At 71.5% G+C, this 11,261-nt stretch carries 13 protein-coding genes; 8 read left to right on the top strand and 5 right to left on the bottom strand.

Going from position 1 to position 11,261, the window contains the following annotated elements; all coding sequences use genetic code 11:
- The 3 genes from ACG2DA_RS18960 to ACG2DA_RS18950 all read right to left on the bottom strand — a co-directional run.
- A partial coding sequence (locus ACG2DA_RS18960; protein ID WP_395257733.1) for a caspase family protein occupies window positions 1-635 on the bottom strand: 635 nt, incomplete at its 3' end.
- A gap of 582 nt (window positions 636-1,217) precedes the next feature.
- Complete coding sequence (locus ACG2DA_RS18955) at window positions 1,218-1,835, bottom strand: GNAT family N-acetyltransferase (protein WP_395257731.1); 618 nt, start codon at window positions 1,833-1,835, stop codon at window positions 1,218-1,220.
- 64 nt (window positions 1,836-1,899) lie between these two features.
- The gene (locus tag ACG2DA_RS18950; protein ID WP_395257729.1) at window positions 1,900-2,505 is read right to left on the bottom strand and encodes a hypothetical protein; all 606 of its coding nucleotides are present in this window, start codon (window positions 2,503-2,505) and stop codon (window positions 1,900-1,902) included.
- On the opposite strand from ACG2DA_RS18950, the gene ACG2DA_RS18945 reads away from it, so the two are divergent.
- From ACG2DA_RS18945 to ACG2DA_RS18935, 3 genes are all read left to right on the top strand, one after another.
- Window positions 2,492-2,809, top strand: a complete 318-nt coding sequence (locus tag ACG2DA_RS18945; protein ID WP_395257727.1) for a hypothetical protein — start codon at window positions 2,492-2,494, stop codon at window positions 2,807-2,809. The genes ACG2DA_RS18950 and ACG2DA_RS18945 overlap by 14 nt on opposite strands.
- A 41-nt stretch (window positions 2,810-2,850) precedes the next feature.
- Window positions 2,851-3,384 carry a sigma factor-like helix-turn-helix DNA-binding protein gene (locus ACG2DA_RS18940; protein WP_395257725.1) on the top strand — a complete coding sequence of 178 codons (534 nt, stop codon included), beginning with the start codon at window positions 2,851-2,853 and terminating at the stop codon, window positions 3,382-3,384.
- Between the two features lie 402 nt (window positions 3,385-3,786).
- A complete protein-coding gene (locus tag ACG2DA_RS18935) occupies window positions 3,787-4,407 on the top strand; it encodes a hypothetical protein (protein ID WP_395257723.1) in 621 nt (206 codons plus the stop codon).
- Here the strand turns inward: ACG2DA_RS18935 and ACG2DA_RS18930 are convergent.
- Both ACG2DA_RS18930 and ACG2DA_RS18925 read right to left on the bottom strand, forming a co-directional pair.
- Window positions 4,355-5,611, bottom strand: a complete 1,257-nt coding sequence (locus tag ACG2DA_RS18930) for an STM4014 family protein (protein WP_395257721.1) — start codon at window positions 5,609-5,611, stop codon at window positions 4,355-4,357. The two genes, ACG2DA_RS18935 and ACG2DA_RS18930, sit on opposite strands and share 53 nt — an antisense overlap.
- Window positions 5,608-6,564, bottom strand: coding sequence for an STM4015 family protein (locus ACG2DA_RS18925; protein ID WP_395257719.1), 957 nt, complete (start codon window positions 6,562-6,564; stop codon window positions 5,608-5,610). Before ACG2DA_RS18925 ends, ACG2DA_RS18930 begins: the two co-directional genes overlap by 4 nt.
- A 237-nt stretch (window positions 6,565-6,801) precedes the next feature.
- Between ACG2DA_RS18925 and ACG2DA_RS18920 the strand changes: the two genes are divergently transcribed.
- The 5 genes from ACG2DA_RS18920 to ACG2DA_RS18900 are packed head-to-tail and all read left to right on the top strand — an operon-like array spanning window position 6,802 to window position 11,122.
- A complete protein-coding gene (locus ACG2DA_RS18920; protein WP_395257717.1) occupies window positions 6,802-7,083 on the top strand; it encodes a hypothetical protein in 282 nt (93 codons plus the stop codon).
- A gap of 59 nt (window positions 7,084-7,142) precedes the next feature.
- A complete protein-coding gene (locus tag ACG2DA_RS18915) occupies window positions 7,143-8,000 on the top strand; it encodes a DUF6745 domain-containing protein (protein ID WP_395257715.1) in 858 nt (285 codons plus the stop codon).
- On the top strand, window positions 7,997-8,872 hold the full coding sequence (locus ACG2DA_RS18910; RefSeq protein ID WP_395257713.1) for an STM4013/SEN3800 family hydrolase: 876 nt from the start codon (window positions 7,997-7,999) through the stop codon (window positions 8,870-8,872). The genes ACG2DA_RS18915 and ACG2DA_RS18910 overlap by 4 nt, the downstream gene beginning before the upstream one ends.
- Window positions 8,873-8,888: 16 nt before the next feature.
- Window positions 8,889-10,247, top strand: coding sequence for an STM4012 family radical SAM protein (locus ACG2DA_RS18905; protein WP_395257711.1), 1,359 nt, complete (start codon window positions 8,889-8,891; stop codon window positions 10,245-10,247).
- Window positions 10,244-11,122, top strand: a complete 879-nt coding sequence (locus ACG2DA_RS18900) for an STM4011 family radical SAM protein (RefSeq protein WP_395257709.1) — start codon at window positions 10,244-10,246, stop codon at window positions 11,120-11,122. The genes ACG2DA_RS18905 and ACG2DA_RS18900 overlap by 4 nt, the downstream gene beginning before the upstream one ends.
- The last annotated feature ends 139 nt before the right edge of the window (window positions 11,123-11,261 follow it).

The raw sequence follows: 11,261 nt of genomic DNA, 5'->3' as shown, positions 1-11,261 counted from the left end.
CGGACCGCGGCCTCGACGCCCGCCCACGTCAGCGGGGTCTCCAAGTTCTCCCGGAGGTACGACGTGAGGGCGGCGGTGAAATACCCGCCGATCGTCCCGTCGCCCATCGCGAACTCGCCGGGCGCCGAACCAGACATGTCGACGAATCCCCGGGCTCGGTACAGCAGCGAGACCATGGCCGGGGCCGCATCCGTGCGGGCCGCGGGCGCCGCGGCCGTCTCCACTTCCGGAGGTGGAACGGCCGTGCTGCACGAGTCGGTCAGCAGCACGCTTAGCCGCTGCGGCCCGGCCGCCAGCAGCGACCGGACCTGCTCGCGAGTGACGTCCCCGCCGGGCACGTTCAGGACATGTCCGCGGCCCCGCCACTCGACCCCGTGACCCGAGTAATAGACCAACACCGCGTCGTCCGGGCCGGCGGCCGCGATCGCGTCGCGAACGGCCGCGAGAAATGAGTTCCGCGACAGGACCTGCCCGGCGGGCGGGCCCCCGGGATTGGGACCGGTCAGCTCCACGGCCCGCTCGACCGTCTGGTACGGGAGGCCGCCGATCAGCAGCAGACGCATGTTGGCGAGATCGACGTCGCAGCTCGGCCCGATCGACTCGTCCGCCGTGTCCGCCGCCAAGACGATGTGCACCTCGCCGGCTGGCGAAGGCGGGGCGGCCGCGAGAATTGCCGCTGCGATGAGAGGGAGGACGATCCGCCAGCCGCGTCGGCGTGGCGGGGTCGGGCGGGAGGGGAAGACGAAAGAGGACGGCATGAGCACACGCGGGTTGGGGTGTGCGGCGTCCCTGCCGGAAGATCCTGGTCTGCCGAGCGGGATCCGCCCGAGACGCGGGACAGATAAAATCCGGCTATTGAAAAAAGGCCGCAAATCCGTTCCGGGGCCGCTCCCGCGGGGTGCGTGGATAAATGCACGGTCGTCGCAGCGCCGGCCAACGTTATCAGGCGGTCCGGCTCCTCGGATTCAGGCGGGGCATTCTGCTACAGGTGCGTTGGATCCGCCTCCGCCGTGCCGGCGGGTCTCAGGGGGTGACGCTGCAGGCGACTGCCGCGAAAACGCGGGCGGTTTCGATCGCCCTGTCTGGTACGGACTCGCCGTCACGCTCGACGTGGCGGGGCCTCTGACCGTCGATCTCTACGAAGAAGTCCGTGAAGCGATCGTGGAACGAGTGCGGGCGGCCCGCGAGCGGCAGCCCGTCACGGCCTAATTGCGGCGTCACCCGAGCGGCTCCGCACCGTGGCCCGTCCGGTACGGGCTGAACGACGCCCCGTCGCGGACGATCACCTCCGAGCCGGCGATCTTCACGGAGTCGAGCGCCTTCCAGTCCGCGTCGGTGAGCGGCATCGACGCGGGGTGGGCGGTGACGATCCCGCCGTGGCAGAACGTCTCGATCGTCGTCTTCACGGCCTGCACGGCGACCCCGCGGCCGCGGTAAGCCGGATCGACCGTCACAGCTTCGAGGTACATCAGGCCCTCCCACAGGGGTTCGATCCCGAGTTCCTCCCTCGGCATCTCCGACTCGATGTCGAAGACGGCGACGAACATGTCCGCCAGCCCGTCCGAGTGAGCGTCGCAGACGTCGAACAGCGAGAACCGATCGTCGATCGCTCTGCGGGTCTGAACGATGTAGGCGACGAGGGAATCGACCTCCCGCTCCGCGGCCCCGTCCTCGTCCGGGTAGGGGCCGAGCTCGTCCCCGTCCGAACCGATGTAGGTAACCACGGTGCCGGCGACGGAGGTGACGTAGTCGGACTCGTCGGCACCGAGGTCTTCGTCCTCGCAGGCGACGAACAGCTCATAGCGAACGGCACAGGCGAGTCGGGGGCCGGACACGGTCGGCGGCGGGACGGAGGTGCGGCGGGGCGGAGCGGTCGGCTTCGCCCGCCCCTCGCACCGATCATCCCCCCGTCGGGACCGTCGCACCATCTTCTGGGGCCGCGACGCCGGCCTCCGCCATCGCCAGCCCGCCGGCCTTCACGGTCGCTGGCAGGTGCGGCCACGCGGCGGCGATGCGGGCGAACTGCGGGGCCGCGGCGGCCGGTGAGGCGATTCTGTCGGTTTCGCGGCGCCCTCCCGCCGCGGAGCGGGGGCGTCCCTGCAAGCGTAGAAGCGAAGTACGTCCCGTTGGACCCCCGGTCGAAGCGTCGTGCTGCGGATGGAATGCACGCCTGCTTCGGCTGTAGAACGAAACGGGGCGACTGTCGATGTCTCTCGCGAACTGGATCGTCAATTCCGCGATGACGAACCGAAACGTCCAACCGTACACCCGTTCGACCTGCTGGCTCTTCACTCCCGAATCGGCATGGTCGTCGGGCGATCCGTGCCAGACCAGGACGTGCGGCCTTGGTGCCGGACGCTGCGGTAGGGGGACGAGGTGCCCGCAATTGCGTTCGATCATTTCGGAACAGCGGGAACCGGTCGCAGCTTCGGCGGCCTCATCCAACTTTCTGGTATCCCGAACTTCTTCCGCCCGCGACTGCGAGATGAGGATGAACTCGAACAAGGAGCGCCAGCCCAATTTGCTCTCGCCGAGGATCCCGAAGTACCCCGAACTTTCGGCGGGGACGGAGCGATCGCTATCCCTGCGGGCCGCTGACGGGGACGCCGAAGCAATCCGAGAACTGTGGGAGCGGCAGATACTGCCGGCTTGGCACCTGGCGAACCGCCACCTTCGGCGATTGGCGAACCACTTCCGCAGTCTGAGGGAAGATCTGATGCAGGAGGCGTTGTTGGCGATCCCGGACGCCTTGGAGACGTACGAGCCGGACCGCGGCCCCGCTTCGGCACATACGTGCATACGGCGATGAGGTGCCGAATCAACAGGTACGTCCATCGGAATCGGTCGCTCGTGCCGCCAACTCCAGGGGAGCACAAGCTGCTAAACCGCTTCCGTGCGGAGCTGCGGGCGTGCCGTTTCCCGGAAGAGGAGGACGCCTGCCATCGGCGCTGGCAGACGGAACGCCCGAGGATCAACCCGCGGCTGGTGCTGGGAAGTGCGGATGTGGCCGTCGAATCAATGCATCGGGGGAGCGACGTTCCGCTGTTCGCCTCCTCCGAGCGATCGGACGCTCATCACGCCCAACTGGAAGTTCTCCCTGAGGCACTCAAAAACCTCATGGACAGGGAGCGAGCGGTCGTGACGGGATTCCACGGACTGAACGGTTGCGAGTCGACGCGGGCGAACGAGTTGGGTCGTTCGCTAGGCGTCACCAGCGCCCGCATCTCTCAAATCAAGGCGGAGGCCTTCGCGAAGATGAAGCCGCTGTTCGAGGCTGCTCTGGACGACTCCCCGACTCCGCTTCCTCCGGAGCAAAGGGGGACCGTGCTGACGGGAAGCCTGTTCTCCGCCTACTGGCGGGTTTCGCCGTCCCCGACGTCGTAGGGGCGCTCGTCGCTCCCACGAACCCGGCCACCATCCCCGTCACCGCGGCTCGAACCGCCGCCGGCAGCCTCGGCCAAGCGACGACGACGCCGGCGAGCTCTGCATCGACCTCGATCGCGTCTCCCCCGCCGGCGAGTGCAACCCCGCTTTGCGGATCTCCGCAACCCGTTGCCGCTGTAGAGGTCTGCGGCGGGTGACGTCCCGATTGTGGTTCCGGAGGTCGCCGGTTCAAATCCGGTATGCCACCCTTTGAGAATAGGGGTCAAAGCCCCCTGGGCGTGGGACGCTCCGCCGCGTGAGACGTATTTGGCGGACGGCCGCGGAGCCCGGCGGCCGACTGGGCGTTCGGCCGCCGAGGATCTTGACGGCCTCTCAAGGTCCCGCAGTCGGTACGCTGGCGTCGTGAGCGACCCGACGGACGCCCCGCTGACGACCGGCCGCCGGACGTGGCGGTTGGTCCGCACTCTCGCATTGCCGTGGGCGGTCTGCGGCGGGTTGCTGTGGGCGTTGATCGGGCTGACGCCGGCTCCGTCGGTTCGGTGCGTGAACGCGATGGCGATCGCGATCGCCCCGGCCGGCGAGCGGGCCGGATCGGGGGCCGAACTCGGTCCCGTCTTGTCCGCCGCCCCGGCAGCGACGCCGTCGGGGGGCCTCCCGGCGCTGTTCATCTGCTGGAACGGGGCCCCGATTCGAGATTCCCTCCAGGTCGGACCGACTCGCACGAAGGTCTCGGACTTCGAACGGCGGGCGAACCGACTCCGGGACCGTCTGGCCCATCTCCGGGACCCCCTCGCGCCCCGGCGGCCCGCTCCGCCGCCGCCCCTGCCGCCGAAGACGCCGCTCGCCGCGTGCGTCGGGTCGGAGGCCTTGGGGGCGTTCTGGCGGGCCGGCGGCGAGCCGGGGGACCGTTACCTTCTGGCGACGGTCAGCCTGTGGTGGCTGATCCCGTTCCCGCTGCTGTGGTCCGGGTTCAACCTCTGGCGGTGGGTCCGCCCGCGGGACCGCCGGCCGGTCGGCGGATGAGGGCCGATCGACCGCCGGCGGCGACGGCGGCGACGGCGGCGATCTGAGCGGCGTACGTGTCCTCGCCCCGGTCCGTCACGCCGGGGAGCAGGTCGCCGAAGGCGTTCGCCTCCAGCACGGCGTGGGACCGGCCGCCGGGGGCGATCAGCACGTCGAAGCCGATCGTCAGCGTCTCCGGAAAGGCCGCAGCGGCCCGGCGGACGGTGTCGAGGACGGCCGCCCACCGCTCCGGGCCGCACAGCCGGCGGACCGCGGCCGCGTCGCCGCGGCGGCCGCCGAGGTGCAGGTTCGTCAGCGGGCCGCGGGCCGTCCGCACCACCGTGTGCCGCGGTGCCCCGGCGATGCTGACGATCCGCAGGTCGAACGCCCGTCCTCCCAGCGAGGCCTTCGGCAACCAGCGTTCGGCGTGCAGGCGGTGCCGGGCGAGTTCGTCGATCAGGTCCCGCACGTCGTCGAGCGCCGCGTACCGGCGGATCTTCAGGGAGTTGTACAGCCGCAGACCGCTCCTCCCTCCGGCGGGCAGGGGGCCGCGAACGAGTTCGGCCGAGGTGACCGCCGTCCACCCGGTTCGCCCCCGGCGCAGGGCGACGACCCCGCTGGCGGAGGAGCCGTGGGCCAGCTTCACGAAGGCCCGGTCGCAGTCGGCGGCGGCCATGCGGTCGGCCAGTTCCTCGAACCCGCCCACGGGCCGCGGGGAGAGGGCGGGGGGGACGGGCACGCCGGCCGCGGCGAGGCGGGACTGGCAGGCGAGCTTGTCGAACAGGCAGAGCATCCCCGCCGCGGGGGCCGTCCAGCGGACGCCCCGCCCGGCGAGCCGGCGGTCCCAGTCGTGCAGCGTCTCCCGCAGGCCAAGAAACCACTGCCGCGGGTGCAGGATCCGGCCGCGGTCCTCCTCCCATTCGGCCAGCGCCCGGCCGCCGAGGACGGGCGAACCCTCCGCCTCCGCCGCGGCCCGGCCGGCGGCGAGCAGCGCCTTTTCGACGGCCCAGTTCTCCCCCGGGGAGTCGACCCGCAGCACGGCCCCGGCGGGGACCTCTCCGATCGACCGCCGGCCGGTCAGCAGGTCGAACCAGGACAGCAGCAGCGCCGGCGGCTCCCCCCGGTCGGCCAGCGCCTGTTGAAATAGGGCGACGCGGCGGTTCTCCGGGTTGCCGACCAGCGCCCACCGGCGGAGCGGGGCGCCGGCCGGGGGCTCTCGGGTCACTCCCCGACGGCGACGTAGCGGTGCAGTTCGCCGTCGCCCCAGTCTTCCGGCTCCAGGGCGTGCCGGGCGTCCAGTTCGCGGACCTTCGCCCGCAGCCGATCGACCGCCTCCGGACTGACGAAGTGGTGGCGGATGTCGAGCCGGTCCAGTTCTCCGATCCACGCCGCCCCGACCAGGGCGTCCGCCCCGGCGTCGCCGAGCGCGCCCAGCGAGAGGTCCAGCGTCGTCACCCGCCCCGGCCGCGGCCGGCCGGCCAGCACGGCGGCGTGCTCGTCCGCAAATTGGTCGTTCCGCAGGCCGAGGTGGGTCAGGCCGGCGATCAGCGGGGCGTCGAGCAGTTCAATCAGCACGTCGTCGGAGACCTCGTTCCCGTAGCCGTCGTCGCCGAACCAGAGTTCCAGCCGCTCCAACTTCGGCAGCCGGGCCGCGGCGACCTCCCGGGCCACGGACGCCGGCAGCCCGCCGCACTCGATCGTCAGCAATCGCAGGTTGTCCTGCGATGGTCGGCCGAGGCTCAGGTCCTGCGAGCCCCGCACGCGAAACTCCTCCAACAGCGGGAAGGCCCCGAACAGCGGGGAGACGTCGCACTGGGTGATCCAGGACATCTCCGTCTCCTCCTGGACGATGTCGCCCAGGAACAGCGCCCGCAGACCCGGCAGCCGGTCTCGGGCGGCGACGAGGGCCTCGACGGTCGCCTCGGAGCTGCCCCCCTCGAAGGCCCCGCCCCACGGGCCGATCACCAGCGCCGTAATCTGAGCGGCGGCCGGGTCGTCCAGCAGGTCGGCGAGGCGGTCGGGGAACTCCTCCTGATCGTCCCAGTCGCAGCCGATCCGCACGGCGACGTCGCCGGCCGGCACGGCCCCGTCCTGCTCGTACTCCTTCACCGGGAGGCCGAAGAACTCCTCGACGTGCTCGCCGCTCGTCGGCAGCGGCCCGTCATCCGTATCCGCCATGGCTCACGCTCCGCTTAGGAATCTGTGGGTGAACAGGGGAAACCCAAAATCGGCGTCCGCCGATACGATCGGCGTTGCGGCGGCGGACGGCCACGGTACACTCGTTCACATAGGCCGTCGAGCGACGGCGAGCGATCATCTCCCGAACGAACCCGAACGAACCCGAACGAACCCGAACGAACCCGAACGAACCCGAACGAACCCGAACGGAGCGGCGTGATGTGGCGGCACGGGGACGTGTTCTTGCAAAAGGCCGAGGTCCTACCGGGCGGCGTGCGGAAGCTGCCGCACGTCACGCTGGCCCGGGGCGAGTCGACCGGCCACTGCCACCGCATCCGCGAGCGGGGCGTGGCGGAATTGTTCGCCGCCCCCGGGGGCGACCTGTACCTCCGCGTCACCGGCGAGACGGCCACGCTGGTCCACGAGGAGCACGGCCCGATCGCGCTGGGGCCGGGGCTGTATCGCTCCTGGATTCAGCGGGAATACTCGCCGGAGGCCATCCGGCGGGTGATCGACTGACCGCACACCGCATTCCCGTTCCTCCCCGGCCCCCCGTCACCCCGGCTCGGACCGCGTCGATGAAGGCCGTCACCTCCCCCGCCGCCCTGCGACCCGGCGAAACGTATCGCTCCGTCGACCTGACCGCGTCGGACGTGGACGAACTGCCGCCGGGCCTCACGGTGCGATACGCCCTGACCCTGCGGGACTGCGTACGGCTGGAGCGCCTGCCGGACGGCCTGAGGGCCGGCTCGATCGACCTGTCCGGCTGCACCTCGCTGGAACGGTTGCCGGAGGGGCTTGCGACCTCGTTCCTCGACCTGACCGGCTGCGGGCAGTTGGAAGAGTGGCCGGCGACCGGAGAGGTCTCCGTCGGCCGGCTGCGAATGCGGGACTGCATCGGGTTCCGGTCCGTGCCGCCGTGGCTGGGAACCGTGGCGCAGCTGGATCTGGCCGGATGTGTGGGGATTCGGGAACTGCCGGAGGGGTTGCGGGTGACCTCGTGGGTCGACGTCGGCGGGACGAACCTGACCGAGCTGCCGGCCTCGCTGACGGGCGTGGGCCTGCGGTGGCGGGGGGTGGCCGTGGACGAGCGGATCGCCTTCCGCCCGGAGGAGATCACCGCCGCCGAGGCCCTCGCCGAGCCGAACGCGGAACTGCGGCGGGTGAAGATGGAGCGGATCGGCTTCGACCGGTTCGTCGCCGAGGCTGACCCCACGGTGTTGGACGCGGACACCGACCCCGGCGGCGAGCGCAAACTGCTGCGGGTCGATCTGGAGGGGGACGAGCCGCTGGTGGTCGTGGCCGTCTCCTGCCCCTCGACCGGCGGCCGCTACGTCCTGCGGGTGCCGCCGAACATGAAGACCTGCCGGCAGGCGATCGCCTGGACCGCCGGCTTCGACGACCCGTCCCAGTACGCCCCGCTGGTGGAAACGTGAGCGGGGCGGGGGAGCGGGCGCCGCTCGATGCGAACGCTGAAATCGGCCGGCGGGACGTGCTGTTCGTCACGCTGGACACCCTGCGGTACGACGTGGCCGCGGGCGCCCTGGCCGACGGGCTCACGCCGAACCTGGCCGCCCTGCTGCCGGGCGGGCGGTGGGAACGGCGGCACACCCCCGGCAGTTTCACGTACGCCGCCCACCACGCCTTCTTCGCCGGCTTCCTGCCCACCCCGGCCGAGCCGGTTTCCGACGGGGGCCGACCGCACGAACGGCTGTTTGCTGCCCGGTTCGCCGGCAGCGCCACGACCGGCCGCCGCACCTTCGTCCATGACGAGCCGACCTGGGTGGGGGCCCTCGCCGCCCGCGGCTACCGCACGCTCTGCGTGGGCGGGGTCGGGTTCTTCAACAAGCAGACGCCGCTCTGCCGGACGCTGCCAGGACTGTTCGAGGAGAGCCACTGGTCCGAGGCGACGGGCGTGACGGGGGCGGACTCCACCGCGGAGCAGGTCCGCGTCACCTGCCGCCTGCTGGGGGAAACGCCGTCGGACCGGCGGGCGCTGCTGTTTCTGAACGTCTCCGCCCTCCACCAGCCGAACTGTCTGTTTACGCCGGGCGCGACGGAGGATTCGCCGGCCACCCAGGCGGCGGCGCTGGCCTACGTCGACCGCTGCCTGCCGCCGCTGTTCGAGGCCCTGCGGAATCGGGGCGGGGCGTTGTGCGTCCTCTGCTCCGACCACGGCACCGCCTACGGCGAAGACGGCTACTCCGGCCACCGGCTGGCCCACGAGGTCGTCTGGACCGTGCCCTACGCCGAGTTCCTGCTGCCCGGGGCGGGGGACGCCGACGCCCTCGCTGACGCTTCGGGTTAGGGTGGGAGCCGGTTCCATGACGCTCACGACGATCACCCGCCCCCCGGGCGCCCCCGCCGAATCGCACCCGCTGGACGGCGAGAACCCGTTCGTCGGTTACGCCTACAGCTACCCGCACAAGTCGGCGTACCGGGCGCTCGACCCGCCCGTCCCGCTGGCAGAGGCCTGGGCCAACGAGCGTCGCGACGGGCTGTTCCTCTACGCCCATCTGCCGTTCTGCGAGGTGCGGTGCGGATTCTGCAACCTGTTCACGCTGGCGAACAGCGGGTCGGACCTCGTCGCCCCCTACCTGACGGCGCTGCGGGCGGAGGCCGCCGCCGTCCGCGCGGCCCTGCCGGACGCCCGCTTCGCCCGGGTCGCCCTCGGCGGGGGAACGCCGACCTATCTGGACGAGGGGGAACTGGCCAAGTTGCTGGCGATTCTCAGCGAGGTGTTGGGGGCGGACGCCGGGGCGCTGCCGGCCTCCTGCGAGGCCTCCCCGGCGACGATGACGGCGGGGAAGGCCCGGCTGCTGCGGGACTGGGGTGTAACCCGGCTGAGCCTCGGCGTGCAGTCCTTCGACGAGGCCGAGGCGAAGCGACTCGGCCGCCCACAACGGACCGCGGAGGTGCGGCGGGCGATCGGGCACGTCCGCGACGCCGGGTTCCCGATTCTCAACCTCGACCTGATTTACGGCACGCCGGGGCAGTCCCTCGATTCGTGGCTGCGGTCGGTGGACGAGGCGATCGCGACCGGGGCGGAGGAGATCTACCTCTACCCGCTCTACGTGCGGGAGCTGACGGGGCTCGGCAAGACGCACGTGGAGCCTAACGACGGACGGGTCGCGGCCTATCGGGCCGGCCGCGAACGGCTGCTGGGGGCGGGGTACGCGCAGCGTTCCCTGCGGATGTTCGCCAAGCCCGACGCCGCCGGGGCCGACGCCGGACCGGCGTACGACTGCCAGTCGGACGGGATGGTCGGGCTCGGCTGCGGGGCCCGCTCTTACGCCGGGCCGCTGCACTACTCGACGGAGTACGCCGTCGGCCGGGCCGGCGTGCGGGCGATCCTCACGGACTACGTGCACCGCGACCCCGCCGACTTCGCCGCCGCCCGACATGGCCACCGCCTCGCCCCGGACGACCGCCGCCGCCGGTTCGTCCTCCAGGGGGTTCTGCAGAGCGACGGTCTCGACGCCGCCGCCTACCGCCGCCGGTTCGGCAGCGATCCCCTCGCCGACCTGCCGCAACTCGCCGAGCTGACCGACCGCGGCCTCGCCGCGTGGGACGGCGACCGGCTCAAACCGACGCCGGCGGGGCTGGAACGCTCCGACCAGATCGGCCCGTGGCTGTACTCGCCGAAGGTCGCCGCGCTGATGGCGGGGGGGCCGGTGCGGTGAACCTCACGTTCCTCTACCGCGGCACGCTGTCGAGCTGCAATTACGACTGCCCGTACTGCCCCTTCGCCAAGCACTGGGAGTCCCCGGCGGAACTGGCCGCCGACCGGGCCGGGCTGGACCGATTCGTCGAGTGGGTTGCCGGACGGACCGACGACGAAATCGCAATCCTGTTCACCCCCTGGGGCGAGGCGCTGGTGCGGAAGTGGTACCGGGACGCGGTCGTGTTCCTGTCGAACCTGCCGCACGTCCGCCGGGTCGCCGTGCAGACGAATCTGTCGGTCGACCCGCGGTGGCTCGCCGACGCCGACCCGGCGACCGCCGCCCTCTGGTGCACCTACCACCCCGGGCAGGTTGGCTCGTCGGAAAGGGCGGGGCGGGCGGCGTTTCTGCGGCGCTGCCGAACGCTGGACGAGTTGGGCGTGCGGTACAGCGTGGGCGTCGTCGGCCGCCGGGAACATCTGGGCGAGATCGAAGCCTTGCGGGCCGAGTTGCGGCCGGGGGTGTACCTGTGGGTGAACGCGGAGAAGGACGAGCCCGGCCACGACGCCGCGGAGCTGGTCGAGGCCCTGACGCGGGTCGACCCGCTGTTCCCGACGAACCTCGCCGACCACCCCAGCCGGGGCCGGGCCTGCCGGACCGGCTGGGACGTGTTCACCGTCGACGCCAGCGGCGACGTCCGGCGTTGCCACTTCGTGGACCGCGTGATCGGGAATCTCCACGACGGCACGTTCCCCGCATGCCGCTCCCGCGCGCCGTGCCCGAACGCCACCTGCGGCTGCCACATCGGCTACGTGCACCTGGAGTCGCTCGGCCTAAGCGAAACGTTTGGCGACGGGCTGCTGGAACGCGTCCCGGCAAAGCCGCCGGGCTGCTGACGTCGGGGAGTCGGAGAGGCAGGGCGACGGATACGCAATTTTCCGCAGCGCGCAAAAAGAGACGCCCCCGAGCTTTGGGCTCGGGGGCGTCAGGAACCGGCGACACCTACTTTCGCACTTGTGGGCACTATCATCGGCC

The organism is Alienimonas sp. DA493 (genome assembly GCF_043951915.1).
Classification (GTDB): domain Bacteria; phylum Planctomycetota; class Planctomycetia; order Planctomycetales; family Planctomycetaceae; genus Alienimonas.
The sequence above is the reverse complement of the archived record's forward strand: the minus strand, read 5'-3'. Positions and strand labels throughout refer to the sequence as shown.

Excerpts from the sequence above, each read along its gene's own strand:
- ACG2DA_RS18945 (WP_395257727.1), top strand. The coding sequence starts at position 2,492 with ATGAACTCGAACAAGGAGCGCCAGCCCAATTTGCTCTCGCCGAGGATC.
- ACG2DA_RS18905 (WP_395257711.1), top strand. The coding sequence starts at position 8,889 with ATGACGCTCACGACGATCACCCGCCCCCCGGGCGCCCCCGCCGAATCG.
- ACG2DA_RS18925 (WP_395257719.1), bottom strand. The coding sequence starts at position 6,564 with ATGGCGGATACGGATGACGGGCCGCTGCCGACGAGCGGCGAGCACGTC.
- ACG2DA_RS18915 (WP_395257715.1), top strand. The coding sequence starts at position 7,143 with ATGAAGGCCGTCACCTCCCCCGCCGCCCTGCGACCCGGCGAAACGTAT.